The 26672-nt window shown below is 57.6% G+C and carries 25 protein-coding genes and 1 riboswitch; of the genes, 6 read left to right on the top strand and 19 right to left on the bottom strand.

The genetic code is table 11. The features are described 5' to 3' along the window. Positions 1-157: 157 nt before the first annotated feature. Entirely contained in the window at positions 158-1669 is a 1512-nt protein-coding gene (locus tag ACFPPD_RS11535; protein ID WP_209750557.1) for a DHA2 family efflux MFS transporter permease subunit, read from the bottom strand. A 254-nt stretch (positions 1670-1923) separates the two neighbouring features. Between ACFPPD_RS11535 and ACFPPD_RS11530 the strand changes: the two genes are divergently transcribed. Beyond that, positions 1924-2523, top strand: a complete 600-nt coding sequence (locus tag ACFPPD_RS11530; RefSeq protein ID WP_209750554.1) for a TetR/AcrR family transcriptional regulator — start codon at positions 1924-1926, stop codon at positions 2521-2523. 93 nt (positions 2524-2616) lie between these two features. On the opposite strand, the gene ACFPPD_RS11525 is transcribed toward ACFPPD_RS11530, so the two are convergent. After that, the gene (locus ACFPPD_RS11525) at positions 2617-3282 is read right to left on the bottom strand and encodes a phosphatase PAP2 family protein (protein ID WP_209750551.1); all 666 of its coding nucleotides are present in this window, start codon (positions 3280-3282) and stop codon (positions 2617-2619) included. A 38-nt stretch (positions 3283-3320) separates the two neighbouring features. Continuing rightward, positions 3321-5180, bottom strand: coding sequence for an LTA synthase family protein (locus tag ACFPPD_RS11520; RefSeq protein ID WP_209750548.1), 1860 nt, complete (start codon positions 5178-5180; stop codon positions 3321-3323). Between the two features lie 166 nt (positions 5181-5346). Here ACFPPD_RS11520 and ACFPPD_RS11515 point away from each other — a divergent pair, with 166 nt between their 5' ends. Further along, positions 5347-5643: a hypothetical protein gene (locus ACFPPD_RS11515; protein ID WP_209750545.1), complete on the top strand. Its 297-nt coding sequence runs from the start codon at positions 5347-5349 to the stop codon at positions 5641-5643. On the opposite strand, the gene lplT is transcribed toward ACFPPD_RS11515, so the two are convergent. Next, a complete protein-coding gene (lplT, locus tag ACFPPD_RS11510; RefSeq protein WP_209750543.1) occupies positions 5624-6868 on the bottom strand; it encodes a lysophospholipid transporter LplT in 1245 nt (414 codons plus the stop codon). The two genes, ACFPPD_RS11515 and lplT, sit on opposite strands and share 20 nt — an antisense overlap. Positions 6869-7174: 306 nt before the next feature. Between lplT and ACFPPD_RS11505 the strand changes: the two genes are divergently transcribed. Continuing rightward, entirely contained in the window at positions 7175-8431 is a 1257-nt protein-coding gene (locus ACFPPD_RS11505; RefSeq protein WP_209750541.1) for an S-layer homology domain-containing protein, read from the top strand. Between the two features lie 208 nt (positions 8432-8639). Here the strand turns inward: ACFPPD_RS11505 and ACFPPD_RS11500 are convergent, their stop codons facing one another. Beyond that, a complete protein-coding gene (locus tag ACFPPD_RS11500) occupies positions 8640-8840 on the bottom strand; it encodes a cold-shock protein (protein ID WP_209750539.1) in 201 nt (66 codons plus the stop codon). 440 nt (positions 8841-9280) lie between these two features. Between ACFPPD_RS11500 and ACFPPD_RS11495 the strand changes: the two genes are divergently transcribed. Next, positions 9281-11341 (top strand): molybdopterin-containing oxidoreductase family protein, encoded by a 2061-nt coding sequence (locus tag ACFPPD_RS11495; protein WP_378082266.1) that lies wholly within the window; start codon positions 9281-9283, stop codon positions 11339-11341. 717 nt (positions 11342-12058) lie between these two features. Here the strand turns inward: ACFPPD_RS11495 and ACFPPD_RS11490 are convergent. Then, positions 12059-13117, bottom strand: coding sequence for an acyl-CoA dehydrogenase family protein (locus tag ACFPPD_RS11490; protein WP_209750537.1), 1059 nt, complete (start codon positions 13115-13117; stop codon positions 12059-12061). 136 nt (positions 13118-13253) lie between these two features. Between ACFPPD_RS11490 and ACFPPD_RS11485 the strand changes: the two genes are divergently transcribed. Then, positions 13254-14357 (top strand): carbohydrate kinase, encoded by a 1104-nt coding sequence (locus ACFPPD_RS11485; protein ID WP_209750535.1) that lies wholly within the window; start codon positions 13254-13256, stop codon positions 14355-14357. Continuing rightward, complete coding sequence (locus ACFPPD_RS11480) at positions 14357-15292, top strand: pseudouridine-5'-phosphate glycosidase (protein ID WP_209750533.1); 936 nt, start codon at positions 14357-14359, stop codon at positions 15290-15292. Before ACFPPD_RS11485 ends, ACFPPD_RS11480 begins: the two co-directional genes overlap by 1 nt. 58 nt (positions 15293-15350) lie before the next feature. On the opposite strand, the gene infC is transcribed toward ACFPPD_RS11480, so the two are convergent. From infC to ACFPPD_RS11415, 13 genes are all read right to left on the bottom strand, one after another. Continuing rightward, positions 15351-15839, bottom strand: a complete 489-nt coding sequence (gene infC / locus ACFPPD_RS11475; protein WP_209750531.1) for a translation initiation factor IF-3 — start codon at positions 15837-15839, stop codon at positions 15351-15353. Between the two features lie 266 nt (positions 15840-16105). After that, positions 16106-17110 carry a response regulator gene (locus ACFPPD_RS11470; RefSeq protein ID WP_378082261.1) on the bottom strand — a complete coding sequence of 335 codons (1005 nt, stop codon included), beginning with the start codon at positions 17108-17110 and terminating at the stop codon, positions 16106-16108. A 21-nt stretch (positions 17111-17131) separates the two neighbouring features. Then, a complete protein-coding gene (locus tag ACFPPD_RS11465; protein WP_209750528.1) occupies positions 17132-18784 on the bottom strand; it encodes a GspE/PulE family protein in 1653 nt (550 codons plus the stop codon). Positions 18785-18815: 31 nt separating this feature from the next. After that, positions 18816-19751 (bottom strand): type II secretion system F family protein, encoded by a 936-nt coding sequence (locus ACFPPD_RS11460; protein ID WP_209750526.1) that lies wholly within the window; start codon positions 19749-19751, stop codon positions 18816-18818. A 4-nt stretch (positions 19752-19755) separates the two neighbouring features. Then, positions 19756-20718, bottom strand: a complete 963-nt coding sequence (locus tag ACFPPD_RS11455; RefSeq protein ID WP_209750524.1) for a type II secretion system F family protein — start codon at positions 20716-20718, stop codon at positions 19756-19758. 4 nt (positions 20719-20722) lie between these two features. After that, positions 20723-22144 carry a CpaF family protein gene (locus ACFPPD_RS11450; RefSeq protein WP_209750522.1) on the bottom strand — a complete coding sequence of 474 codons (1422 nt, stop codon included), beginning with the start codon at positions 22142-22144 and terminating at the stop codon, positions 20723-20725. Positions 22145-22156: 12 nt separating this feature from the next. Beyond that, a complete protein-coding gene (locus tag ACFPPD_RS11445; protein WP_209750520.1) occupies positions 22157-23011 on the bottom strand; it encodes an AAA family ATPase in 855 nt (284 codons plus the stop codon). Positions 23012-23077: 66 nt separating this feature from the next. After that, positions 23078-23767, bottom strand: a complete 690-nt coding sequence (cpaB, locus tag ACFPPD_RS11440; RefSeq protein WP_209750518.1) for a Flp pilus assembly protein CpaB — start codon at positions 23765-23767, stop codon at positions 23078-23080. A 33-nt stretch (positions 23768-23800) separates the two neighbouring features. Then, positions 23801-24718 carry a pilus assembly protein TadG-related protein gene (locus tag ACFPPD_RS11435; protein ID WP_209750516.1) on the bottom strand — a complete coding sequence of 306 codons (918 nt, stop codon included), beginning with the start codon at positions 24716-24718 and terminating at the stop codon, positions 23801-23803. An 11-nt stretch (positions 24719-24729) separates the two neighbouring features. Further along, a complete protein-coding gene (locus tag ACFPPD_RS11430; protein WP_378082255.1) occupies positions 24730-25110 on the bottom strand; it encodes a TadE/TadG family type IV pilus assembly protein in 381 nt (126 codons plus the stop codon). Further along, complete coding sequence (locus tag ACFPPD_RS11425; protein ID WP_209750515.1) at positions 25107-25619, bottom strand: A24 family peptidase; 513 nt, start codon at positions 25617-25619, stop codon at positions 25107-25109. Before ACFPPD_RS11425 ends, ACFPPD_RS11430 begins: the two co-directional genes overlap by 4 nt. 81 nt (positions 25620-25700) lie before the next feature. Next, on the bottom strand, positions 25701-25907 hold the full coding sequence (locus ACFPPD_RS11420; protein ID WP_209750513.1) for a Flp family type IVb pilin: 207 nt from the start codon (positions 25905-25907) through the stop codon (positions 25701-25703). A gap of 95 nt (positions 25908-26002) precedes the next feature. Then, entirely contained in the window at positions 26003-26380 is a 378-nt protein-coding gene (locus ACFPPD_RS11415; RefSeq protein ID WP_209750511.1) for a DUF192 domain-containing protein, read from the bottom strand. Positions 26381-26462: 82 nt separating this feature from the next. Then, positions 26463-26549: riboswitch (cyclic di-GMP riboswitch) on the bottom strand. Positions 26550-26672 lie beyond the last annotated feature (123 nt).

The following is a 26672-nucleotide window of genomic DNA, read 5'->3' as shown; positions in this document are numbered from 1 at the left end:
GGATCTCTCCACCAGCTGCCCGTCAGCTACGAGGCGACTTGGCTCTTACCTCGACCGGACTTTCACCGGCTAGTTGTGCCTAACTTGGCTAGGCGCGCAGCAGCAAAAAAACAGCATCCCCGATTACCGGGGATGCTGCCTTCCTTCTTGCTACCGGTCAGTGACCGACGAATACGGGCACTTCTGCGCCTGCGCCTTCTTGGCCTTCTTCCTTCTTCGGCTTGTTCAACATGAGGCCGAGAACGCCGCCGACGATGGCGATGCCGACCAAGATGAGGAACGTGTAGCCGAAGGACGAAGCGAACAGCTCCGGCGCGGACTTCTGTACGCCCGTCGCGGCCATCTCTTCCTTCAGATCGTTCAGTTTCGTCGCGGACAGCGTCGTCAGAATCGCGATCGCGAAGGACATCATGACCTGTTGCGCGGCGTTCGTCAGCGACGTCACGCGGCCGACGAGATTCTGCGGAGCGGATTGGATCAGGTGATTATTGAGCGGCATCATGAACAATCCCATGCCTGCGCCGAGCAACGCGAGCGGAAGCATAACCGCGATGTCGCCGGAGGTCGCCGTAATGTTGGAGAGAAGCAATGCCGATACCGTCGTCAGCGCCATGCCGGCGATTACGAGCGGACGCGCGCCGAATTTGTCGGACAGCTTGCCGCCGATCGGCATGAACAAGCCGGATGCGAGCGCCTGCGGCAGCATGATCAAGCCTGTTTTTAACGGACTGTAGCCGTGCGCCTGCTGCAAGAACAGAGGAACCATGAACATCGTGCCGAACATGGCGATCTGCGAAATCCACTGCACGATGATGCCCTTCGTGAAGCTGCCGGCACGGAAAACCCGCAGTTCGAGCAACGGATTGTTCTTCCGGGTCTCGACGATAACGAACAAGATCAGCGCCACGATTCCGATACCGGAACCGATCAGCGTCGTCGAGTCCAGCCAAGTGGACTTGCCGGTCACTTCGTCGACGCCGCCTTGCGATACGCCGTAGACGAGAGCCGCGAACGCGAGCGGCCCCAAGATCATGCCGAGCAGATCCAAGCCGGCGACCGATTGGCGCTGAATGTTCGGCAACGAGCGAATGCCGAGGAAGATGCCGATCACGCCGATCGGAAGGTTAATCATGAAAATCCATTGCCAAGTGTGGTACTCGACGAACCAGCCCGCGATAACCGGACCGAGAGCCGGACCGAGCAGGATCGGGATACCCATCATGCCCATGACCGCGCCGACTTTGCTAGGCGGGGACAACCGGTAGATGAACGCCATGGCGATCGGGATAACGACGCCGCCGCCCGCGCCTTGAATGATCCGGTACGTGATGAGCAACTCGACGGAGTTCGCCGTCGCGCATAACCCGGAACCGATCGTGAACAAACCGACGGAAATCAGGAATACTTTTTTCGCGCCGAACCGGTCCGACAGCCAGCCCGCGAGCGGAATGACCGCGGCTTGGGCGAGCGCGTAGCCGATGACCGTCCATTGCACGAGCGAGTAGCTCGTGAGGTTGAATTCTTCTACTAGCTTAGGAAGGGCGACGTTAACGGCCGTACCGTCCAGAATGACCATGAAAATGCCGACGACGATCGCGACGAGCGGCCCGAGGATGCTGCGCATAGAGAAGGGCGCTTCCGCCGCTGCGGGCGTTGCTTTTGAAGCCATGTATGATTTCCTCCATTCCGGATGACGAGTTGCCTCCCGTTGCCTCTCTCGTTACATTGACCGCGGATGGCCTTGGCGGTACAATGAATACAGAAGCGGGCACTGTCAAAGGCATACCCGTATAAATAGCGGACAATTGTCCGTTTAACATCGATGTTACCGGACAATTGTCCGGATGTCAATAAGTGGGTATATGAACGAATCGTAAACTTTTATTCCCAGTCGTCTATCTTTCTCTACCGAGGTGAACGCCCATGTCCATTCGCCGGGAACGCAGGGATGCCGTGGAGCATCGCAAATTGATCTTGCAAACCGCCCAGCAGCTTTTCCATCAGCACGGCGTCCAACCGGTCAGCATGCATCAAATCGCCAAAACGGCCGGCATCGGACAAGCGACGCTTTATCGCAGATACGCCCACAAAGGCGATCTTTGCATGGCCATGCTCGTCGATTTCGCAGGTAGTCTCGCCGAGCGGGTCGAAGCTTTTCTGGAGTCGCACCGGTCCTCCTCCCCGCTGGACCGGGTATCCGGCATCGTGGACGCTTGGATCGACGCGATCGAAGAACAATCCGAGCTCATTCTCGAGATGGAGTCGTATACGAGCTGCGACAGCGAACGCGGAAACTTCTTCCTTTCTCCGCTCTACCGGTTTTTCTGCGATAAGTTCTCGTCAGTCTTCGACGAAATCGCGGAAGCGAAGCGATCGACGGCGATCGACGGGGAATTCGCCGCCCACGCGATGATTTGCGCGTTATCCCCGATGGGTTACTTCCACCTTAAGCAAGGGAAGGGCATGTCCACGGAGGAGATCAAGCAGCATTACCGCCGCATGACCGAGATGTTTCTTTCCTAATCCCATACCCATGACACCGCCATAAAAAAGCTGATGACCGTCCGGCTAGGATTGCCGAGGCGAATCATCAGCTTTTTAGATTTTGCACCCAGTTTAGGCTCCGAAGGAGCGTTTCTGTCTTTCGCGGGAAACCTTCAGCCAGCGTTCCATCAAGATCATAACCGCGGTCACGACTTCGACGAGGAAAAAGCCTGCGAGAGCGTCGAGGATGACGTGTTGCTTCACGAACATCGTGGACATAATGATAAGGCTGGACATGCCCGTGATGAGCGTCAAGTTCAGCTTGTTGCGGAACTCGCTCGTCCAGATCGTTCTCATCACCATGTAGCTGGAGAAGCAGTGAATGCTCGGGAAGCAGTTGAACGGCTGGTCACGGTTATAGATGTACCGCATCAAGTCCGAGAGCGGGTCGTTGCCCGTCACGACAGGGCGCGGAACCGTCGTCTGGAAGACCGAGTAGATCAAGTAGCAGAGCATCGCGCATACCGCGTAAGTGAGCAAAGCGCGGTAGTACACGTTGACGTCCTTCTTGAAGAAGTAAAACAAACAGACGTAAATGTAAAAAATCCAGATGGAATAAGGCAAGGCGAACGCTTTAACGAAAGGTATCGCTTCGTCGAGCGCCGTTATCAGGTGGTAGACTTCCCTGTTATCCGTATTGTTCGTCCATGCGTACATGAGACCCAGAACCGGAAACACGAGCATCCACAAGAGAGGCGCATACTTTCTCCATTCAATGCGTCCAATGGCGGCGATCACGGCATTTCCCCCTTTGTCTATTTTATCGTACGAGTCCTTTAATCATGCTTAGGCAAGCTTTGCACATAGCTATCCGACAGTCGCAACAATTCCAAAGCTCTATTGTATTCGTCTTCCGTCGAATCGGACTTCGCCGCTTTCGCGCCGTCGAACGGGAAATTCGCGCCGTCGACGTATTGCAAGCCGGGAACGAAGATGCCCTTGTCGTTCACGAACGAACCGGAAGGCAAGTAATACCGCTGCGGAAGCAGGTTGGACGTCTGGTTCAGCAAATCTTGGCCGAAGTGGATATGGTCTTTCAGCGATACGCCGAGCAAGTTGGCCACCGTAGGGAAAATATCGACTTGCCCGCCCGTCTGAGGGAATACCTTCGGCTCGTCGGCACCCGGCGCCATGATCGTCAGCGGGATGTTCATCATTTCCGGGAACTTGTATTCCCTGCCGTACAGCTCTTCCATCAAGCTCTTCTCGTGGTCGCTGAGCGAGTAAATCGGCAGTCCCATATGGTCTCCGTAGATGACGATGACCGATTTGTCCCACAGGCCGTTCTTCTTCAGTTTGTCGATGAACAAGCCGAGAGCGTAATCCGCGTAATTCTGCGATTCGATATAATCGCCGACGAGCGTGCCTTCGTACCTCTCGGGCAGCTTGAATCGGATCTTGCGTTCCGGAATATCGAACGGGTGATGCGACGACATCGTAATCACCTGGGAGTAGAAAGGCTTGCCGCTCTGGCTCATCTTCAGCAATTCGTCAGCCGTCTTGTCGTACAGCACTTCGTCGGAAGCGCCGAAGAACACGACGTCTTCGTCTCCGAAGAACTTGGCGTCGTAATACTTGTCGAAGCCGAGAGCCGCGTACAACTGCTTGCGATTCCAGAATTGCACATCGTTCGTATGGAACGTCGCCGTCTGGTAGCCGTGCGCCGCTAATTCCTTCGGCATGCTCGGCAGCGCCAGATTGCCGTAGTCTTGGGAAGCCGCTCCGTGCTGAGGCACGTAGAACGACGTGTTCACGACGAATTCGGCATCCGACGTGTTGCCTTGCCCGACTTGCTGGTAGAAGCGCGGGAAGTAGAAATGATTTTTGGCGAGCTCGTTCATGACCGGCGTGATCTCTTGGCCGTCGATCGTCCGGTTCAGCAAGAAATTCTGCATCGCTTCGACTTGGAGCACGATCAGGTTGCGACCTTGCGCCTTGCCCCAATAAAGCGGCGCGGCTTGCTCGCTCGTGCCCTTCAGCTTGGCGATCGCTTCGGGAGTCGCGTTGCTCGGATCCTCGACCTTCTCGGTGAAGCTCGATAGGATCGCGTAAACCTCGTAATTGATAATGCCCATGTTCTCCGCTTGCTTCAGCTCGTTGATGCTATCGCGATGAATCCACACGTTCATGACGCTGATCGCCGCGGACAGGAAAAAGATCGCCGAGATCAGCACGTTCGATTCGCGAACGGCGCGCGACTTGCCCCACTTGCGGAAGCGGCGGTTCATGAACAACAGAAGGAAAGCGACGATATCCGTGTATATGAACAAGAAATAAGGATGAAGCAAGGAAAACACGCTGCCTTTGACTTCCGTGACCTGACCGACTTGTTGCAGCGCGTGGTAAGTCACGATAACCCCGAAATATTTGTAATACATAATGACCGCGAAGAAAATCGAGGTCAGCACGAGATTGACGGCGACATAGACGCCGAGTTTTCTCTTCGGCGCGAGCCATTCGATCAGGCAGAACAGCACCCATACCGACGGAATGCCCGTGAATAGCTGAAGCCACACGGATGAGCTGTCGAAGACGACGTAACGCGCTAACAGTATTTTGGCCGCCATGATGATCGTGAAAAATATAAAAGGCTTGGCTAACCAACCGCCGACCTTTGACGCATACGCGCGATACATTCGCTATTCACCTCCAGAACCTTATTCATTATATCGAAAGATCACATCGGATTAAAGTACGCTTTAGAGGAAAGTCGCCTAAAGGTTGGCTAAAGCTCGGGAGCTTGCGTATAATGAAGCAAACAAAAAAGACCTCGGTCTTCGACATTCGAAAGGGGTATTCGCCATGGCTATCGCCTACACCCGTCCTTACGATCATATCCTGGACGATCTGTCCCGCGCGCTGACGACGGTTCCGAGATTCTACGAGGCCTTCGAGATGGAAGACGAAGATTGGTCCGGCTTAAGCAAAGACGAACGCGACGTGTGCACACGCACGCTCGCCGACGATCTGTTCTACGTGCTCGGCACCGAGCCGTCTGCGGACGTCGGCCAAGGCCGCGCCGAATACGACGCGGGCCATTCCGTCATCCGGGTATCTTCCGGCGACCGTCTCGTGCACGTTATTTCCTTGCGGGGGTAACCTTGCCGCCGGCGGCGCGTTCGCGTTCCCGGCCGAAGCTTTGCCTGACCGCTCCGATCTGGGTTGCCAAGTAGACGAAGAACAGCGTCAGGATGAGACCGATGCCGATAACGGAATCGTTCACCGGCACGTCCATTTCCCTCAGCGTCAAGTAGAGGAACAGCCCGACGACCGTCAAGCTGTTTTCCACGAAATTCTGAACGGCTATCGTCCTCCCGGGACCGATGGCCGTTTTTCCTTCTTCCTGCAGCATCGTGTTCAGCGGGATGAGGAAGATTCCCCCCATGACGCCGGTCAAGAACAACAGCGCCACCGTCGCCCAGACTTCGTGGGTGAAGTTCGCCGCCATGACGGCTCCGACCATCGCGATGCCGAAGTAAAAGCCTCTGTAAAGCTTCCCTTCCGGCACGAGCTTCGGCGTAAGGAAAGCGCTGCCGACGACGCCAAGGGCGGTTACCCCGATGATCATCGACTGCTGGTCCGTGTCTTCGATACCGAGATTAAGCGGCAGCCAGGCGATCAGCGCGATGCGTAGCACCGAAGCCGTCAGCCAGAACGCGCCCGTGCCGATAAGCGAGAACCGGCTTCTTCGGTTCGCGAACAGCTTGCCGACGTCTCGGAAAAACTGCCCCGCGGCTTGTCCGTATCGGATGCGCGGATTGCCTGCTTGGACGGGCACGAGGAAAGTCATGCCGAGCGACAGCATGTAAATGAACAAACAGGTCAGAATGGCCGGCAAATCCGAGTTCGCGGCGAGGAAACCTCCCGCGACGGTACCGAGCAGAATGGCCAGAATCGTCGACCCTTCCACTTGGGCGTTCGCCTTCAGCAATTCCCCTTCGCTCTTCGTCAACTCGGTCAGGATGCCGTATTTCCCGGGAGAATAGACGACTGCCCCGACGCCGACGAAGAAGTAACAGATGGCGGGCGATACGCCGAGCAGCAAGAGCAGTATACCCGTCGCCTTCAGCATGTTCCCGCTAAGCAGAACGTGCGTCTTCGTTTTTTTGTCCGCGAAAGCCCCGACGACGGGTGCAAGGACGACGTAAGCGATCAGGAACGCCATCTGAATGTACGTCACCGTTCCGTCCGGATCGCTCGCGCCTTCCCTCTTGACGAGCCCCACGATGAGGAAAAAGTTTAAGTTATCCGAGAACGCGCTCAGGAACTGGGTCCAGACGACCGCGCTCAGCGGCGAAAGTTTTTTTCGCAGTCGAGCTACCAATTTCTTCCACCTCTCTTATCAGCCTTACCATTATACTCCTTCCGAACGCGTTCGTCCTCCTCAAATGTCATCCGCGGCCGGAGCGATATTCCTATTGACGGCGCACCCCGCGCGAGCCTTGCCCGGCGCGGCTTGCGAGTCTTAAGTCCCATCGCGATCCACGCCTTAAGACCGTCGGGCGATCCCGGCCGTATAGAACTCGCGCCCGTTTCCAAGATTATCCCGGTGTGTTTAGCTTATAAAGCGAAATTCAATTCCTCTATAGCCGACTTTCGACATTCGACAACAGTACCCGGGAGGATCCTCATGCGTCGCTTGACCCTTATCGCCGCGATTATGGCCATGCTCGCCAGCGGCGGCGAATTTTATGCTCAAACCGCGCAAGCGCAGACCTTGCAAGCGCAGACCGCGCCGTTCAAAGACATTAAAGGCCATTGGGCCGAAAAAACGATTACCGAGATGGTCGGTAGAGGCATATTGGACGGTTTCGCGAACGGAACGTTCGAGCCCAACGATCCGGTGACGGTCGATCAGTTCATCAAGATGCTGATCCTGTCCTACTCCGATCTCCAACAGAACGGCGAACGAAGCTGGAACTCGGCGTTCCTGCAATCGCTTAGCGCCGACAACCAGACGATCTTGAAGCAGGACTACCGTTATTTCACGTTCAAGCCCGCCATGGTCGGCTACTGGGCGAAGCCTTTCATCGACGTGGCCAGCGATCTTCACTTCCTGAATAAGAGCCGCTATTCGGACTTCCAAGGCCCCATGACCCGCGAGAACGTCGCGGAAGTCATCTACTACACGCTTCAGGAAACCGAATTCTTGGAGGATTCCCAATATAGCCTCGGCCTCGCCGGCGCTTACGGCGACTTGACGAGCGCTTCCGAGCGGGAACAGAAATTCATCGGCGAATCGCTTGCCAAAGGCATCATGCAAGGATACCCGAACGGTTACTTCGGCGTCGGCGACATAGTGACCCGCGCGCAAGCGCTCATGTTGCTCGATCGGTTGACGAACAAGAAGAAGCGCATCGCCGTCCAACCTTCCGACCTGAATGGCCTGCAGCTTGCAGTTCCGACGCAAGGCGGAGGCACCCGAGTCGTCGTCTTCCCGGATAAGCGGATGCTTGATGGCTATGACGTACTGAAGCAGATCGGGCAAGTCCGCGGCTCGAATCACGAGCTGCTCAATACGACGCTGCGCCTGTTCAAGGACCAGAAAGAAAAAGATACGGTAACGGCCTTGTCCGCCGACTCGTCCATGCAGCAGGAAGAAGCCGCGCTATGGCTCGATCCGCAGTACAATTCGTACGGCGTTACGATCCGTCTTCGCGACGGCTCCCTTGCCCGCAACCAGGAAGCGATCGAAGCGTTCTCCAACTTCCTGTTCTCCTACGACGCGGTGACGTTCCGCGGTTGGTTCAACGATATCTGCACGGCCGTCGCCGCCGGAACGAAAGTCTCTTCCAAACAATTCTCCGTCGGGGACGACGCGGTTAGCGTCATCGTCGACAAGGATACCAAAACCGTCGTGTTCTCGGTGTCACGCAACAGCGACTGATCACGGCCGAACAAAAGAGGGCATCGCCTGCTACAAGCACAGGCGATGCCCCTTAATCGTTTCTGACCATGTTAATCGCTATTTAGGAAGCTACGCCTACGATTGTCACCGCTCCGTCATTCATTTGAAAATTATTTATTTCGTCCAGATACAAAAAAAAGATCCCTCATGGCCGAAGCCTTGAGGGGTCTTTCGTTACGCGATGGAATTACAGCTTAACAACGTTCTCCGCTTGTGGTCCGCGGTTGCCTTGTACCACGTTGAATTGAACGCGTTGGCCTTCGTCCAGCGTTTTGAAGCCGTCGCCTACGATCGCGCTAAAGTGCACGAATACGTCGTTGCCGCCTTCAACTTCGATGAAGCCGAAGCCTTTATCAGCGTTGAACCATTTTACTGTTCCTGTTTGCATGTATTTCACCTCCAACATCCGTTGCCTCATGAACATGTTTTTATTCCGTGAGAATAAAAAAATCACAAAAGGGAATAGGGTTAAGTACTACAAAAACATAACCCTTCCATTTTGTGAATCAGGTCACGATTTCGATAGTCTTGACTATAACAGATTCCGTTGTAAAAAGCAATCACGCGCCGTTTATTCCTTACGTCATCCGCACAACCCCTTTTTCCCAAAACAAAACCCGGTAGCGCCCCATCACTGGCGCTATTGGGTAGCATAACCTCCGACAGCGGGTTTTATTCCCCTTCGGGCTTGAATTAAGGCGCGAAAGTGACGGAAGACTATTCGCACGAATCGCCCGTTCGGTCGCTCGCGTTTCCTGCATTCGGAGAATATATCGGCGGCTCATTTTACGGTATACTGGGGAATAGAGAACGGAGCGTGACTTTACGATGGCAACGGCAACGACTATGGCTGGAGAACATAAAAACACGAAAATCGTCAGATCGGTATGTCCTTTCGACTGTCCGGACACGTGCAGCCTGCACGTCACGATGGAAGATGGCGTCATCGCGTCCATCGATGGCAATCCGGAGCATCCGGTCACGAAGGGCGCGATCTGCAATAAAGTAAGGCACCTGAACGAGCGGGTGTACCATCCGGACAGAATCATGTATCCGATGAGACGGACCGGACCGAAAGGGACCCTCGAATTCGAGCGCATCTCATGGGAAGAAGCTTACGAAGAGATCGTCGGCAAACTGAAGGACACCGCATCGCGCCACGGCGCGGAAGCGATCCTCCCCTATAGCTTCTACGGCAACATGGGCATATTGAACGCCGAAGGCATGGACCGCCGGTTCTTCCACCGGCTCGGCGCGAGCCAGCTCGAGCGGACGATCTGCAACGGGGCCGGCTCGGCGGGCTATCGTTACACGATGGGCGCGTCGGCGGGCAGCGATCCGGAAGATACGGTGCATACGAAGTACGCGCTCGTCTGGGGCTGCAACATCGTATCGACGAACATGCATCAGGTCGTTTATTTGACGGAAGCCCGCAAGCGCGGCGCGAAAATCGTCCACATCGACGTGCACCGCAACCGGACGTCCGCGTGGGCAGACGAGTTCGTCGCGATCCTGCCGGGCACGGACACGGCTCTTGCCCTCGGCATGATGCACGTGCTGATCCGCGACGGGCTCGTCGATGCTGAGTTCGTGGCCGCCAATACGGTCGGCTACGACGAATTGGTCGCGCAAGCCGAGAAGTATACGCCGGAAGTCGTCGCGGAAATTAGCGGCGTGCCGGCGGAGACGGTCGAACGGCTTGCCCGCGAATACGGCAGCGCGTCTCCGGCGTTCATTCGCATCGGCAACGGCTTGCAGCATCACGATAACGGCGGCATGGCCGTCCGCGCGATCTCGATCCTGCCGGCGCTGACCGGCCAGTGGAACGTGCGCGGAGGCGGCGCGATCAAGGGCAACGGGCATTATTCGGCTTTGAACGCGCGGAAGCTCGAACGTCCGGACTTGATGCCGAGGCCGTTGCCGCGATGGGTGAATATGAATCGGCTCGGCGACGCGCTGCTCTCGGCCGAACCGGCCGTGAAGTTCATGTTCGTGTACAACTCGAATCCCGCCGTCGTCGCGCCGGATCAGAACCGCGTAAGAGAAGGGATGATGCGGGACGATCTGTTTACCGTCGTGCACGACCTTTTCCTCACCGACTCGTGCAAATACGCGGACATCGTCCTTCCGGCGACGAGCCACTTCGAGAATGTCGACCTGTTCGCGTCCTACTGGCACTTATATTTGCAATTGCACGAACCGATCATCGCGCCGATGGGCGAATGCAAATCCAACTTCACGCTGTTCAAGGAGCTTGGCTTGCGGATGGGCTTCGAGCCCGAAGCGTTCGATATCACCGAGGAGCAGATGATCCGGGAGGCGCTCGACTACGACACGCCACATCTTGACGGGTTGACGTACGAGACGCTGGAGCGGGACGGCTGGGCGAAGATGAAGCTGGACGCCCCTTCGCTGTTCCCGGGAAACATCCCGACGCCTTCCGGCAAAATCGAGCTGTATTCCGAGTCTATGCGGCGCGCGGGATTGCCGCCGGTGCCGGAATACGTGCCGCTCCGGGAGCCGGACGACATGCCGTTCCTGCTCGTCACCGGGCCGAACCATAGCTTCATCAACTCCACGTTCGGCAATCAAGACCGTCTGAAGCGGCTGGAGAAGCAGCCGACGGCGGACATGAACGCCGACGACGCGGCCGCTCGGGGATTGGCGAACGGCGACCGCGTTCGCTTGCGTAACGAACGCGGCGAAGCGCTCGTTACTTTGAAAGTGGCAAATAACGTGCTGCCGGGCGTGCTCGTCACGCAAGGGCTCTGGTGGGAACACGGCAACGACGGCGTGCAGTCCGTCAATGCTCTGACTTCGCAGCGTCTGTCCGACATGGGCGGCGGCGCGACTTTCTTCTCGACCCGCGTGGACGTCGAGAGGGTGTAAGAGGGTATGGCGAAGGCCGGATAGGCGGAGGGGACTCCGTTTATCCGGCCTTTTTATTGTAGGGGATTTTGATTTCGGGTCTACTTGCGGCACGCAATTAGGTTTTCCGGGCTATTGGTACCGGAGCGCGCTATGTGCGGCTTGCAGTTCGGTTTTGCCTGCCTATAGGCCCCCGAATGACTTGGTTGACCGCGTGTAGTTCGGTTTCGCCTGACAGCAGGCCTCCGAATTCATGTTTCACCGCGTGTAATTCGGTTTTGCCTGACTACCGGTACCGGAATGTGCCGAGTGCGGCTTGTCGTTCGGTTTCGCCTGACTATGGCCAATCGCAAAGCGCATGTCAATAGTTGCCTTGTAAGCAACTACAGCCCTTCGAAGCGACCTCGAATCGTTCATTAACTGCTTCCAAAGCAACTACAGCCCTTCAAAGCGACCTCGAATCGTTTAGTAGTTGCTTCGAAAGCAACTACAGCCCTTCGAAGCGACCTCGAATCGTTCAATAGTTGCTTCAAAAGCAACTACGGTACTTCGATGAGACTTCGAGTAATACAATAACTGCTTCCCAAGTAACTACGGCTCTCGAGGTGCCCTAAAGTAGACCAACTTCGTCCTACTCCTCAGTCTCCTCAGTCTCCTCAGTCTCCTCAGTCTCCTCAGTCTCCTCAGTCTCCTCGGTCTCCTCGATCTCCCCGTTCTCCATCCGCTCGTCCTCCTCACTTAGACCGGCGACAACACCGAGTGCTGCGCGGCCGTGTGCAGATCGCGCCAAATCCGGTTGAGCGGCTTGTCTTCCATCAACGCGGTCATGCCGAGCAAGGGAAATATCGTATGCGCATGCGCTAATACATCACTAGCCATCCCTTTGCACACTGCTCCCACTTCGCCCGATTCCCCCTCGGTCAGCGCCCCGTTTGCGACGAATGCGCTCCATGTCCGTTCGACCGTCGCGTGGAAGTTCGCAGCCTCCGCGGTCAAAGCACCTTCGCTCTCTTCAAGCGCTTCACGAAGCGCCCCCAACCGGCCGGGACGCGAGATTGCCCACTCCGATTGCCGGGCGTCCGCGAAATCGCGGGCTTCCTCGAGGAAATGCCTGCAAACGCCGAGACAGACGGAAGCGAACGACGTCTGCGCGAACGGAAGGAACGGATAACGGAAAATCGGATCGTCGAACCGCGGCTCGCCCATAATATCGAATGTGCGCTCCGCCGGCACGAACGCGTTCTCGACGGCGATCGAGTGACTTTCCGTCGCCTTCATGCCGAAGGCGTTCCAATCGCGGATAACGTTGACTTGTTCCGGCAGGAACGCGAAAGACCGAATCGTCTCTTCGACTTCCGAGCCTAGAGGGCCTCCCGAGCCTTGAATGCGGCAATTCGCCGTAAATACGCTCGCGTACACTGCGCCGCTGCAATACTGCCAGCGCCCGGTCACGACATAACCGCCTTCGATCGGAATCGCCTTTCCGTTCGGATGGCCGCTTCCCGCGACGAGCGCTTTGCCGTGACCGAACAACTCGCGCGCTTGCTCGGACGGTAGCGTCGCGGAGAAGAAGCCGCCGCCGGAACCGATCGTCGCGAGCCAGCCGAAGCTGCCGTCCGCCCAAGAAGCTTGCTCGAACACGCGCAACGCTTCGGGCAATCCGAGCCCCGATCCGCCGAGCGTCTTCGGCACGAACAGCTTGAATAACCCCGCTTCGTACATATAATCGACGATAGATGGGGCTAACGAGCCGTTCGGCCCTCTTGCGTTCGCGTTCTCTCTAATTTCCTCGATCATGCGATCCGGTATGCGTATTATGAGATCATCTCCATTTCCCGACTTAAAACAAAAGTTTATTTTATGGACATTTGTCCGACATTGAGCTACACTAAAGCTATCGAAGCCGCCATGACGGGGAAGGAGCTGGTTTGCCATGGACCGCGAGCAACAAATACTGGCGCTCATTCGCCGCAATCCGTTTATCTCGCAGAACGAGATCGCCGGCGCCGTCGGCATCTCGAGATCGGCCGTCGCGGGTTATATCGCCTCGCTGACGAAGAAAGGCAGCTTGCGCGGACGGGCTTACGTGCTGCCCGAGAGCAACTCCGTCCTCTGCATCGGCGGCGCCAACTTGGACAGCAAAGCGACGAGCAAGAGGCCGATTCGCCCCGCGTCGTCCAATCCTTCGAACGTGAAGGAGACGTGCGGCGGCGTAGCCCGCAATATCGCGGAAAATCTCGCGCGCCTGTCCGCGACCGTCTCCCTGCTGTCCGTCGTCGGCGACGACCAAGCCGGTCAATGGGTGCTGAAGGAAACGACCCGGGCGGGCGTCGACGCCGCCCTCTGCCAAGTGCTTCCCCAGGAGAAAACGGGAACGTATACCGCCTTCCTCGACGTCACCGGGGAGATGTACGTCGCCTTCGCCGACATGGACATCTACGATAAGTTCGACGCGCGTCTCATTCAAGAGAAATGGCCGCATATCGCCGCTTCGAAGCTGGCGATCGCGGACGCCAATCTCGCCGCCGACGGCCTGAACGAGCTCGTCGCCCGTTGCCGGGACAACTCGCTTCCGTTGTTCATCGATCCCGTCTCGTCGGAGAAAGCGAAGAAACTGCCCGCCGATCTGACCGGCGTCACCGCGATCTTCCCGAATCTGGAGGAAGCGGTCGAGCTCGCCGGCTTCAAGAACGCTCCGACCGAAGCCGCAACCGCCGATTACGCCGCCCTGGCCCGTGCGATTCGCGACCGAGGCGTCAGACACGTTTTTATTACCGCCGGAAGCGCTGGCGTCTTCTATTCCGGCGACGAGGGCGAGAAGCTCGTTCCCCCGATCCCGACGGACGTCGTCGAAGTGACCGGCGCCGGAGACGCTTTCGTCGCGGGCGTCGCCTACGGCATTTTGCAAGACGCGTCTTACCTCGAGGCCTGCCAATACGGCTTGGCCGCCGCGCACCTGACGTTGCAAACCGCCGAGTCCGTATCCGCCAGCTTAAGCGAGCAATCGCTACAACTTACAGCCAAGGAGAGATTATGATGAACAAAATCGCAAACGAACTTTCCAGCCGATACTTGACCTTTACCGACGAAGTCCGGGAAGCGCTCGAGAACGGCCGCCCCGTCGTCGCCCTCGAGACGACGATCATTTCCCACGGCATGCCGTATCCTCAGAACATCGAGATGGCGAAGACGGTCGAGCGGATCATCCGCGAGCAAGGCGCCGTGCCGGCCACGATCGGCATCATGGACGGCAAAATCAAGATCGGCCTGAACGAGCAAGAGCTCGAAGCGTTCGGCACGACGAAGAACGTCGAGAAAGTGAGCCGCCGCGACTTCCCTTATATTCTCTCCTCCGGCAAAATCGGCGCGACGACGGTCGCCGCCACGATGATCGGCGCGGCGCTCGCGGGCATCGAAGTGTTCGCCACCGGCGGCATCGGCGGCGTGCATCGCGAAGGCGAGACGACAATGGACGTCTCCGCGGACTTGACCGAGCTCGCTCGCACGAACGTCGCCGTCGTCTGCGCCGGCGCAAAATCGATTCTCGACATCGGCCGCACGCTAGAATTCCTGGAGACGCACGGCGTTCCCGTCGTCGGCTTCAAGACGAGCGAGTTCCCGTCTTTCTACGCCCGCGAGAGCGGCTACGGCGTCGACTTCCGCTTGGACGAACCGTCCCAAGTGGCCGACGTTCTGCGAACGAAGTGGGCGCTCGGCCTCGAAGGCGGCGCGGTCATCGCCAATCCGGTTCCGGCCGAATCCGCCCTGCAGCAGAACGAGATCGAAGGCGTTATCCAGCAAGCGCTGAACGAGGCGAAAGATCAGCACGTTACCGGTAAAAAAGTGACGCCGTTCCTGCTCGCCCGCATCAAAGAACTGACGAACGGACGCAGCCTCGAGACGAACATCGCCCTCGTCTACCATAACGCGAAAGTCGCGGCTCAGGTCGCCGTGGCCCTTAAAGCGGAATAAATCCCGACAACCGCCATATCCCGCAAGTACCGCCGACAAGCGGCCGCCGGTCTCCCGATTACGTCGGGAGCACCCGGACGGCCGCTTGTTTGCCGCTGAGCTGAATGCCGGTTTCCTTCTTGCCGCTCGCGGCCAGATCCTTCAGCATTCTCTCCAGCAATTCCTTCGCTCGCGGCCCTTCTTTGCCTTGGATCTTCACGACGAGCCGCACCGCGTTGCCCGAAGCGAGCAGCTTGTCCGCTTGCCTCGTCTTCGTCTCGTAATCGTGGTCCTCGATGCTCGCGGTCAGGCGGATTTCCTTTTCCTTGAGCGGCTGGTCTTTCTTCCGATCGTCCAGCTTGCTCTTGGCCGCGTCCTGCTTGGCCATTCCCCGCGCGACCAGCTTGCACGGCGGCGGACTGCTGAACAGCGACGCGCATACGAGATCGGCTTTCGCCTCCCGCGCCAATCGAAGCGCTTCGTCCCGCTTCACGACGCCCAGGCTTTCTCCGTTCAGCCCCGTAAGCAGCACTTCGGATGCTTTGATTTTCTCGTTCATGACGATCATGCGATCGAACCTCCTTGTTATTGAAAAAGCCTGCCCCTCATATGATGAAGGCAGGCTAACGCGCGGCAATCGAGCGAACGGCTCGCGAATGCTCGGCAAATTCGTCTCTACGCTGGCATTACCCAGATCAGATCGACGGTCGGCGGCATGCGGCCGCAATCTCAGCCCGACTTCATCGAGCACCCGTTTGATATTCGATTCTACTCTATTTAAGTTAACCCTATGGCATCCGGTTTGGCAATGCCTAGATTGACATGCTTAGATTGTTATCCGTTCGCCTTGTTATGAATGTCCAGCCAACCGGAAAGCTGGCGGAAGCCGTCGATCGAGAACGGAATGGTTTGCTTTTCTCCGTCACCGTCCTTTCGTTCGACGAGCAGCCGGTTCTCGCTTCCCGTACAGACGGCGGAATACTCCACCGTAACGCCGTCCCGTTCTTCTTGCCACTGGCACATGTAACTGCTGACGAAGCTTTTCAATTCATTTTTCCCCCTTTTCGCGTTTGCGCCCTCGCTAGCAACCTCATTGGCGATTCCCTCGGAGTATTCGGATTCCCCAGGTTCCTCTGGTTCCTCTGGTTCCTCTGGTTCCTCTGGTTCCTCTGGTTCCTCTGGTTCCTCTGGTTCCTCTGGTTCCCTTGGTTCCTCAGGTTCCTCTGGTTCCCCTGGTTCCCCCGGTTCCTCTGGTTCCTCTTGTTCCTCTGGTTCCCCAGGTTCCTCGGTTACACCCGATTGTTCCGTATCCTCCGATTCGCTCGTCCCCGCGAATTCCGCCGTCCTTGCGGACCGCTCCGTCTCCTCCGATCCCACAGCCAACTCAGCTCCGCCCGCTTCAAATTCCTCGCGAGGCCGTTCTTCCTCTTCCGCCGCCGCAGCCTCCATCGAAGCCGAGATAACCGGAACAAGATGCGGCTCCGCGTATTTGCGAATGACCTCGAGCAAGCGATTGGCGCCGAAAGGCTTCATCAAGTACCCTTTGGCGCCGGCGTCCATCGCCTCCAAGATGAGCTCCCTCTGGTTGCTTGCCGAGCAAATGAGCACGACTGCCGCCGGATGAATCGCCAAAATCGCTTTGATGGCCTCCGTGCCGCTCATCTCCGGCATCGTCAAATCCATGAGTACGACGTCCGGCCGCAACTCTTCATACAGCCTTACCGCTTCCTTGCCGTTGGAAGCTTCTCCGACGACCTCGTAGCCGAACTCCCGCAAGTGGTCCGCCGCCATTCTGCGCATGAAGCTCGTGTCGTCGACGACCAAAAACCGGTAAGCCATCCCCTCGTCCACCTTTATCCGTCATTTAACCGCGTGAAGCGCCTCTTCTACCGTCGTCAGCCCTTCGCGGGCTTTGACCATACCGTCTTGCAGCAGGCTTCGGTGGCCGTTCTGCATCGCGTGCTTCTCGATTTCGGCAAGCGGCCTGCGCGCCGCGATCATCTCGCGAACCGTAGCGTCGATCGACAGCACCTCATGTAAAGGAACGTGCCCCCGATAACCGGTTTGACCGCACACGCGGCAGCCTTCCCCTCGGGTCACCGCCGGTTTCCCGCTCACCTGCGTGAACAGGAACGACCTAAAGTTTCCGATCGGTCCGCCTCTTCCGCCCTTTTTCCCGTCCCCGGCGCTTAAGAGGGATGCCGAATCGAACCGGCTGATTTCCTCGTCCGTCGCGGGCACGGTTTGCGCGCATTGCGAGCACACCCGCCGCGCGAGCCGCTGGGACGCGACGCAAGCAAGCGACGAAGCGAGCAGGTCGGCGTCGCGGACCATGGCCATCAGTCGGCCTAGCGCGTCGAAGACGCCGCGCGCCTTCATCGTGCCGACGATCTGCAGTCCGAAGCGGGATGCCGCCAACGCCGTCTCCGCCGTCTCCGCGTCCGATAAGCCGTCGATCGAGACAACGTCCGGTTGATGCCTCAACGCGCCGCGAAGGGCGATCGGCGTCGTAAGGCAGGAATGCCCGTTCGCTTCCGTCTGCGTAATGCCGGGCATCACCCGCGCGATCGGATCCTCGATGCTAATGATTTTGAACGCTTCCGCCCGCTTGCGCTCCAAGAGGGAATAAGCGGTCGTCGTAATCCCGGCCCCCGGCGGGCCGGAAAGAATCATCAATCCGTCGGTCCGTCCGGCCGCCTTCTCGATCGCCTGCAGTTGGTCGTCCGCGAAATCCAGCTCGGATAGCTTGAGCAGCTGCGAATAAGGATCCGACAGCCGCAATGCCAAGCTTTCCCCGTGCAAGGTCGGCAACGTCGACGCATGCACCTCGACCGGCCGATGATCGACGTCGGTTTGAAACCGGCCGGACTGGGGAATCGACCGCTCCTCCACCCGAAGGCCCGCCATCCGCTTAATGCGATCGACGAGAATAGGTTGCATTAGCTTCGTCACGTGCCCGTCGTCCTGCAACTCCGACGCCCGAACGGGTCTCAGCCGGATGTTCAGTCCCCGTTCCGCCGCTTCGAGATGAACGCAGCCAGCCTTGTTTTCCATGCCGCGCCGCAAAATCCGCTTCAATTCCTCGGCCGATTCATCCGATCCGTAGTGCCGGGCGATCGCATCCCCGAGCTCCGTCCGGGTCGCGAGCATCGGCAGTACGCGGAGTCCGGACACCGCCTGAATTTGCTTGATCGCCTCCTGGTCGAGAGGATCCAGCATCGCCAGCCGGAGCCTTCCCCCGTCGCGTCCGACCGGAAGGACGCCGTGCTTGCGCGAGAGCGATTCCGGAACGAGGTGAACGACGGCCGGAGAGAGCGCCGCTTCGGCCAAGTTCACGACGGGAACGCCAAGCTGAAATTCGAGCGCTTCCGCCAGTTGCCGTTCGTCGATGTAACCTTTGGCGACCATGAGTTCCCCGAGCTTGACCGGGTTTCGTTGCTGCTCCGCCAATGCCTTCTCGAGCTGTTCGACCGTCACGAGGCCGTTCTTGACCAGAAGCTCGCCGATACGCACGCTAAGTCCTCCTTCGCAATGCCCGTTCTATCTATTTGGAGAACGTTTCTATCATCTGAATGACCGCAGGACCGAGAAGCACGATGAATAGACTTGGAAAAATAAACAAAACGAGCGGAAACAGCATCTTGATCGGCGCCTTCATCGCTTCCTCTTCCGCCCGTTGCTTGCGCCGATCGCGCACTTCCTGCGACTGGATCCGAAGCACCTGCACCATCCCGATGCCGAGCTTCTCGGCTTGCAGGATGCTTCCGATCAGCACCCGAAGCTCCTCGAGTGCGAGCCGCTCCTTCACGCCCCCAAGCGCCTCGCGTCTCGTCTTTCCTAACCGGATTTCCTCGAGGCAGCGCTTGAACTCCCCGGCCAGCACTCCGTCTTTCTTGGAGATCAGCTTGCTGAGCGCGGCATCGAAGCCGAGCCCCGCTTCGAGACTGACGGTCAGCAGATCCAGCACGTCCGGCAGCTCGCGAAGCGCCGCCCGGCTGCGGCTTTTCGTCTTCAAGCCCAAATAATAACCGGGGAGCATGACCGCGATGACCAGCCCGATAAGCGCCATCATGATCGCGCCGCCCGTGCCGACGTTCAGCACGAGGCCGTAGAACCCGAAGCCCGCCGGAAGAACGAGAAACATCAGCAGTTGGATAATCCTGTAATCGACCGGCGACATGTTGAACGGCCGGCCCGCCTGCAACAGCCTGAGCTCGATTCGCGCTTCCTTGCGTTCCTGCAGCGTACGGCTGAAGCCCTTCCGGAACTCTCTCCATACGGGGATCATCAACCTGCCGAGAAGCGAGTTTTCCTTGCCCGTCGGGTCCGGAACCGCCAAGCCAATGCCCGCGCTATCCACCGCCAGACCTCCCGTAATATGGGCGAGCCGGCGCTTCACGAGCTTCTGCCTTTCTTCCCGAAGGACGAAGAACGAATAGACCGTCAGCGTGACCGTCAAACAAAAAGCGACGTAAAGCATCCGTTCACACCTCGATCGTCGTGATTTTGCGAATGAACATGAAGCCGATGATGCCGGAGAACAGCCCCGCGGACACCATCGCGATGCCGATCTTATTCGAGAACAGGGATCCGATATAAGACGGCTGAATCAAATAAAGCAGGAAGCTGAGCACGAACGGAAGAAGGCCGATGACGGCGCCGGACAGCCGCCCTTGCGCGGTAAGCGTCGTGACCTGCCGCTGGATCCGGTTGCGGTCGCGGATCGTCTGCACGATCGTCTCGAGGATGACCGCAAGATTGCCGCCGATTTGCCGCTGAATGAGAATCGCTTGGATCATCAAGTCCAAGTCCTCGCTCGGCAGCCTTTCCTTCCACTCGTTCAGGGCGTCCTCCATGCTCGTCCCGTACTGCATTTCCCGGAGCACGATTTCCGCTTCGTCGTGTACCGTCCCTTCCGATTCGTCGACAACCGTCTTGAGCGCCTGGGTGAAGCTGAAGCCCGCCCTGAGCGAGCTGATAATGGTCGTGAGCAAATCGAGCAGGCCGTCGTTGAACTCGGTCATGCGCGCCTTCCGTTTCTTCCCGATCCACCAGCGCGGCAGCATGAATCCGATCGCGACGCCGACGATCAGCATAAGGAACTGGCCGGACAGCAGGAACAGCAATCCGCCGCAGATGGCCATGCTGATCCACTGGAACAGAATGTATTCTTCCGGCTTCAGCGGAACGCCGGACAGACTAAGCATCGTTTCGAGGCGCTTGCCTTTTTTCTTCGTCAACACCTTGTCGCGCACGGCGCCTTTATATAACTGCAGTTGGACGAGCAGGTTGAACTTCTTGCGGCTTAGCTGCTTCTTGTCGTTCAAATCCAAGAAATGCTTCATCCGCTTGTCCATTCGCTTCGACGTCAGGAACATGAGCTGCAAGATCGCGAAAAAGATCAAAAAGCTGCTGAGCGCGAACATGCCGACGACGATCCATGCCATGCCCTCACCCCCCATCGACGAATACCGAGGCCGGAATGTGGATGCCCGACGATTCCAACCGCTCGTAGAACTTCGGCCTCACGCCGGTCGGCAGCAGACTGCCGACGACCCCGCCGCGCTCGTCGACGCCGTACTGCCGATAAGCGAATATATCCTGCAGCACGATAATGTCCCCTTCCATTCCGAGCACCTCGGTGATGTTCGTGATTTTGCGGGAGCCGTCCTTCAACCGCGACTGCTGGATGATCAAATCGAGCGCGCCGGCGATTTGCTCGCGGATCGCCTTGACCGGAAGCTCGATCCCGCCCATGAGCACCATCGTCTCCAGACGCGAGATCATATCCCTCGGACTGTTCGAGTGACCGGTCGCGAGCGAACCGTCGTGGCCCGTATTCATCGCCTGAAGCATGTCCAGCGCTTCGCCGCCGCGAACCTCCCCGATAACGATGCGTTCCGGCCGCATCCGCAGCGAATTGCGCACGAGATCGCGAATCGTGATCGCGCCTTTGCCTTCGATGTTCGACGGCCGGGACTCCAGCGACACGACGTGATCCTGTCCGAGCTGCAGCTCCGCGGCGTCCTCGATCGTCACGATCCGCTCGTCGCTCGGAATGAAGGAGCTCAGCACGTTCAGCGTCGTCGTCTTGCCGGAGCCGGTACCGCCGCTCACGAAGATGTTTAACCTTGCTTTCACGCAGGCTTCCAGGAAAATCGCCATATCGCGGGTCACCGTGCCGAAATCGATCAAGTTGTCGATCGTATACGGATCCTTCGAAAACTTACGGATCGTAATCGTAGGCCCGCCCAGCGCGAGCGGCGGGATAATGACATTCACGCGGGACCCGTCGGGAAGGCGGGCATCGACCATCGGGCTACTCTCGTCCACCCTTCTGCCGATCGGGGAGACGATCTTCTCGATAATGTGCATCACGTGCTCGTCGTCCCGGAATTGCACGTAGCTCAGCTCGATTTTGCCGCCGCGCTCGACGTACACCTGGTTCGGGCCGTTCACCATGACCTCGGTGATGTCCGGGTCAAGTAAAAGCGGATTGATCGGACCGAATCCGGTCAGATCGTGAATGAGCTCGTCCACGACCTTCTTGCGGTCGACCTTGCCCCGGAACGATTCATCCTCCATGATAAGCTCGACGGCCATCGCGTCGATCTTGGGCAGAATGCTCTCCACGTCATCGTCCATGAGATCGTTCAGCACTTGCTTGTGCAGCTTGTTCTTTAGTTCCTGATGCTTTGAAATGTGGGCGGTCTGATCCTTCGGGCGCGGATCCGTGCCTCGAATTTGCCGGAACGTCGACAACAAATCCTTCTTGTTCGCCGACGGCTGCTGCGCCCGATCGACGGCTTGCTCCTGCTCGTTGTCCGGCGTCGCCTGAACGGCTTTGGCTTGTACTTTATCCAGCAAACTCATCGGATGGCCTCCTCAGAAGATCGAGGTGATATTTTTAGACGTTTTGTGGAACAGCTGTTGAATGAACGACGCTTGCTTCGGCTGAAACAAAGAAATTTCCCGTCGGGAAATAAGCTGCTCCGCCATTTTGAATATCGCCTTCGCCGTCTCCGTCTTCGCTTGGTTCATGACGAAGGGAATGCCTATGTTAAGCGATTGCGAGACGAGGTGAAAATCGTTAGGGACATAGATCGTCGATTCGACCCCTAGGATATCCGGCACGTCAGGCGCCTTGATCACGCTATCCATCGTTGACCGATTGATGATGAGCTGCACCTTATCCTTGTAGCCCAGCACTTCCAGCGTCTCCAGCATGAGCTTCGTGTTCTTGATCGCCGTCATCTCCAGCGTCGTCAGCACGAAGATTTGATCCGCCTTCTCGATGAATTGGAGCGTCTTCTCCTGCAATCCGGCGCCCGTATCGACGATCAAATAATCATGATGCGAGAGCAGAAGATCGCATGCGCGGTCGATGAGAGCCGGAGTAACCAAGTCTGCGTATTCGGGCCGCTCCGGCGCGGCAAGCACCTTCACTCCGCTGCTATGTTGAATAAGAAACCCGGCCAGCGTATACCGATCCATCGACTCGATGTTTTCCGCGATATCCTTAATCGTAAACGTAGGATGGAGATCCAGCGCAAGCGCGACGTCTCCGAACTGGAAGCTGCCGTCCAGCAATCCGATTTGAATGTTCTTCTTCGTCAGGGCGACCGCCAGGTTGACCGCCATGACGGTGCGCCCGATGCCTCCCTTGGCGCTGCAGACGACGATCATCTCGCCCCGCTTGCCGCCCGGCTGGTCTTCGTTCCTCGTGTCCCCTTTGCCCATTGCCCGTTCCTCCCGTAACCGATTCCCGCTTGCCGTTCGCCGTTCGCCGCTAAGCGGCTTCGCCGATTATTGCGCCGCCTTGACCTTGTCCTCCTGCACGATCCGGCTGTTCAGCATGAGGCTGATCATGCCGTCCCCGTCCTCGTCCGCATTGATGATCTTCACTCCGTCCGCGGGCTGAAGCTCCAGCGTCACTTGGGCATATTCCTCGTAAGGCGTATCGGCCTCCGCTTCGACCATCCGTCTGCCGATCGCGAGTACGTGCACGTTCTTCAGCAGCTCCGTCGATACGACTTGCTCGGTGATTTTCTCCTTCTTCGTGAACACGACGTCGACGTAATCGCCCGGTTCGATCAGGTTCGATACCGATTGGACGATGTTCACGCCGATCGATACCGCGCGATAGCCGCTTCGCACCTTCTTGGAGACGAATTGAGCTTCTTCCTTTTGATCCTTCAGATGATTGGCCAGCAGTACCTCCCCTGCGACGAGATTGGAAGCCGTCACCTTGCCGTCGGCTTCCGTCGGGCTCGTGAGCGCATGCGCGTGCGCCCCGGACATCGGCACTTGAATGATCTCGAGCATCCCGGAAGACAGCTTCGTGTTTTCCCTGACGTCTTGCTTGACCGCCACGACGTTGACGAACTCCGTGTCGTCCGCCGGCGCTTCCTTGTACTGCTTCATGTAATTGAAAAATAATAGCGTCGTCGCGACTCCCATCAGGAGCGCGGCTATTAATATCAATTTCGATCTCATCGGATGTCACCTGTCCTCAGGGTAAATGTTGGGCTACTCGACCAGCTTGATCCCGAACGCGCCTTTGTCCACCGTGCCGGGCTTCGTATAACCGGTCGCGGTTCTCTCGATGAACATGCCGGTAATCGAAGTGTCCTTGCTGGACATCGGCTCCGAGATATAGAAGTAAGCGAACCCGGTCACTTTGATTTGCTTGAGTTGTCCGTCTCCGTAGTCATACGGCTTGTATACCGGAATGAGGATCACTCGGGGAGAATCCCGATGCGAGTAGTCGCCCGGCGGATAAGGGTCCGAGTCGATGCGAAGCTGCACGCCGTCCCTCGTCTTGCCCGCGATGTTCCCCGTCTGCGTATCGATAACGTCTCCGATCTCGATTTCGTCCTGGTAGCCGTATTTCAAGTTGCTTTCGTATGTATTGGCGCCGGGACCGCCTAACGCCAAGATGCCGAAGTAGCCGGTATCGACGCCGGAGCTATCAACCTTAAGCTTGTAAGGTTTGTTGTATTCGAGAGGAATGGACTCGTCGATGCCGAGAGGAGCCGCGCCCGCCGCTGCCGCCAGCGGCAAAATCCGTGCCGACGCTTGGACGTCCACCGATACGCTTTTCTTGCCGAACAGTCGGCTGAAACTAAGCGGAATTTGCTTATGCAAGCTGACGCGGACGTTCGATTTCATTTCAATGTTCGATTCGGCCAAGCTGTCCCGTTCATGGTGCTTGTTCAATATGTCGTCGATTACCTGTTCTACGGTTGCTTGCTGACCCGTTAATTCCTGCGCTCCCGATAGCGCCGCCGCATTGGCAACCTTCTGCAGGTGACTCTTGGCGGCATACATCGTGCCTCCGTCGACGACGAGTCCCGCGACGGTCAAGAGCAACAGCAGGGACATCCCCATCAATACGATCGAGCTGCCCTGTTGTTCCCGTAAGAGCTTCTTGGCCTTCCGCAACATTCTGCCCCCTCCTATTCCACCCGGATCGTCGAATTCGCGGACAGTACCGGAGCCGGGATGATTTCCGTCATTAATGGCGTAATCAGCGGCAAGGAATAAGTTAATTTGACGGTAATATCGTCTCCGTTTTTTCTGGTCGCCTGTCCCGGCGTGATCGTCACCTCTAAGTCGGAGGCGTCTCCCACGCGAAGATGATTTTTGGCGTAGTCCGCGATTTCCGCGTCCCCCTTGCCGAGTCCCCCCAGCCTAACCGCTTCCTGCGTCGTCATATTCAAGCTGGCGTAAGCGAACATGAGCCGTCCGATATCGACGACCCCGCAGATTAGCAGCAGCAATAGCGGGAGCAGCAGGGCGAATTCGACGAGCGACTGCCCTTTCTGTTCCTTGATCATCCCGCTCCCCATCCTCTCAACCACAAGCATACGGCGGATCCGCCCGCGATGGCGACGCCGTAAGGATACGCTCCCGAAGTCCAAACTCCATGGATGGCGGGCTTAACCCTGAGCCTTAGACACAGCAACACGTAACCGACGAATCGGATCCGGTCTCGGAAGCCGTTCTTGAACAGGACGATGCCCAGCGCGATCAATCCGCCGATCAACGCCATGTACACGGACGTCGCCGCGACGAACGCGGCCCCCTTAAGCGTTCCGACGAGCGCCAGAAGTTTCACGTCTCCCGCGCCCATTCCGCCGAGCATATAAGGAATAAGAAGGATCCCCAAGCCGAGCGCGAAGCCGAGCGACGAGAATGCGATACCCGCCCAGCCGTCCGCGAAAGCATGTATGCCGATTCCAGCCGCGAGCGCCGGGAAAACGACGGCGTTATAAATTTTCCTGTTCCTGAGATCGGTTACGACGCACGCGATTATCGCCATTAACAGAATTGCATTGGCCCACACGACGGTTCCTCCGTTTCGGGGATTAAAGAAGGCCATACGTTCTCGACGTATGGCCTTCCGGGCATCCGCAGACGCAGCCGCTTACGGGGTCGTCGTTGTCGTCGACGTCATTTGGGTTTTGGCGTCGCCGACCGTATCTTCCGCGTTATCGAACAAGGCGATAATGTGTCCGCGCAGAGCGATCAAAGCCGCTACGACCGCTACCGCGATTAGGCCAAGCACCAAGCCGTACTCCGTCATCCCTTGACCTTGCTCGTCTTTCACCAGTTGTTTGAATTTGTTCATCATTTTTAATTTCCTCCTAATAGTGGGTTTAATGGCTTTCTCGTTATTCAGAATTCATAAGTTTCACGCTTATCCCTCTCTGAATAACCTCCGCAAAGCTACTCTGTCGTCGCCTGGGACGCCAGAGGCGTGTTTGCTTGAAACACTGCCTTCTGTCCTAGCCTGACGCATGCACGTTCGAGCGTTCCCGCCGGGAGCTCCACGACGGAGCGCGTCCCCCGGAAAGCCGTTCCAAGCTTGCCGGGATCCAGCCGCAGCTGAATACCGACGATGCGATCCTCTTCGTCCAGATGAAGGACATCGATCGGATACTTCATGAAAAAAGAATGCACTCCCCGGCACGGTCGAATGTGCAAGCCGGACCCTTCCGATAGCGAACCCGTCAGCATAAGCCCTCTGAATCGCCGCGGGAAGGAATACGCCTCCGCGATTCGATGGCCGACGAGCTGTCCGCTCTCTTGAATGATCAGCTTCATTCGACTGAAATCCCCCCTCCATACGCAAAATAACCCACCTTTTCCCGAAAGGAGGGTTCATTAAAGAAACTCCCCTTCATCTTTCGGCAGCTGGCTGGCATCACGCTCTCGCGTTTTAGCCCCTATAGCTTTGCGTCGCCGACTTTCGTCGGCTTTGCCTTTATCGAGATTCAGCGGAGCGTGTCGTTCGCTGGTTCGATGTGTCTAATCATAAGCGGCGAAACGAAGTTCCTTGAATCCATCTAATTCCTCAATTTTCTGAATATTGCGTCATGCCGAACGGCACGGATCT

Source organism: Cohnella suwonensis, assembly GCF_042655365.1.
GTDB classification, from domain to species: domain Bacteria; phylum Bacillota; class Bacilli; order Paenibacillales; family Paenibacillaceae; genus Cohnella; species Cohnella suwonensis.
This window is presented reverse-complemented; position numbering and strand designations above follow the sequence as displayed.

Bases quoted from the DNA above. Each gene is read 5' to 3' on its own strand.
- ACFPPD_RS11535 (WP_209750557.1), bottom strand. From the start codon at position 1,669: ATGGCTTCAAAAGCAACGCCCGCAGCGGCGGAAGCGCCCTTCTCTATG.
- ACFPPD_RS11530 (WP_209750554.1), top strand. From the start codon at position 1,924: ATGTCCATTCGCCGGGAACGCAGGGATGCCGTGGAGCATCGCAAATTG.
- ACFPPD_RS11520 (WP_209750548.1), bottom strand. From the start codon at position 5,180: ATGTATCGCGCGTATGCGTCAAAGGTCGGCGGTTGGTTAGCCAAGCCT.
- ACFPPD_RS11515 (WP_209750545.1), top strand. From the start codon at position 5,347: ATGGCTATCGCCTACACCCGTCCTTACGATCATATCCTGGACGATCTG.
- ACFPPD_RS11505 (WP_209750541.1), top strand. From the start codon at position 7,175: ATGCGTCGCTTGACCCTTATCGCCGCGATTATGGCCATGCTCGCCAGC.
- ACFPPD_RS11500 (WP_209750539.1), bottom strand. From the start codon at position 8,840: ATGCAAACAGGAACAGTAAAATGGTTCAACGCTGATAAAGGCTTCGGC.
- ACFPPD_RS11495 (WP_378082266.1), top strand. From the start codon at position 9,281: ATGGCAACGGCAACGACTATGGCTGGAGAACATAAAAACACGAAAATC.
- ACFPPD_RS11490 (WP_209750537.1), bottom strand. From the start codon at position 13,117: ATGATCGAGGAAATTAGAGAGAACGCGAACGCAAGAGGGCCGAACGGC.
- ACFPPD_RS11485 (WP_209750535.1), top strand. From the start codon at position 13,254: ATGGACCGCGAGCAACAAATACTGGCGCTCATTCGCCGCAATCCGTTT.
- ACFPPD_RS11480 (WP_209750533.1), top strand. From the start codon at position 14,357: ATGAACAAAATCGCAAACGAACTTTCCAGCCGATACTTGACCTTTACC.
- infC (WP_209750531.1), bottom strand. From the start codon at position 15,839: ATGATCGTCATGAACGAGAAAATCAAAGCATCCGAAGTGCTGCTTACG.
- ACFPPD_RS11470 (WP_378082261.1), bottom strand. From the start codon at position 17,110: ATGGCTTACCGGTTTTTGGTCGTCGACGACACGAGCTTCATGCGCAGA.
- ACFPPD_RS11460 (WP_209750526.1), bottom strand. From the start codon at position 19,751: ATGCTTTACGTCGCTTTTTGTTTGACGGTCACGCTGACGGTCTATTCG.
- ACFPPD_RS11455 (WP_209750524.1), bottom strand. From the start codon at position 20,718: ATGGCATGGATCGTCGTCGGCATGTTCGCGCTCAGCAGCTTTTTGATC.
- ACFPPD_RS11450 (WP_209750522.1), bottom strand. From the start codon at position 22,144: ATGAGTTTGCTGGATAAAGTACAAGCCAAAGCCGTTCAGGCGACGCCG.
- ACFPPD_RS11445 (WP_209750520.1), bottom strand. From the start codon at position 23,011: ATGGGCAAAGGGGACACGAGGAACGAAGACCAGCCGGGCGGCAAGCGG.
- cpaB (WP_209750518.1), bottom strand. From the start codon at position 23,767: ATGAGATCGAAATTGATATTAATAGCCGCGCTCCTGATGGGAGTCGCG.
- ACFPPD_RS11435 (WP_209750516.1), bottom strand. From the start codon at position 24,718: ATGTTGCGGAAGGCCAAGAAGCTCTTACGGGAACAACAGGGCAGCTCG.
- ACFPPD_RS11430 (WP_378082255.1), bottom strand. From the start codon at position 25,110: ATGATCAAGGAACAGAAAGGGCAGTCGCTCGTCGAATTCGCCCTGCTG.
- ACFPPD_RS11420 (WP_209750513.1), bottom strand. From the start codon at position 25,907: ATGATGAACAAATTCAAACAACTGGTGAAAGACGAGCAAGGTCAAGGG.
- ACFPPD_RS11415 (WP_209750511.1), bottom strand. From the start codon at position 26,380: ATGAAGCTGATCATTCAAGAGAGCGGACAGCTCGTCGGCCATCGAATC.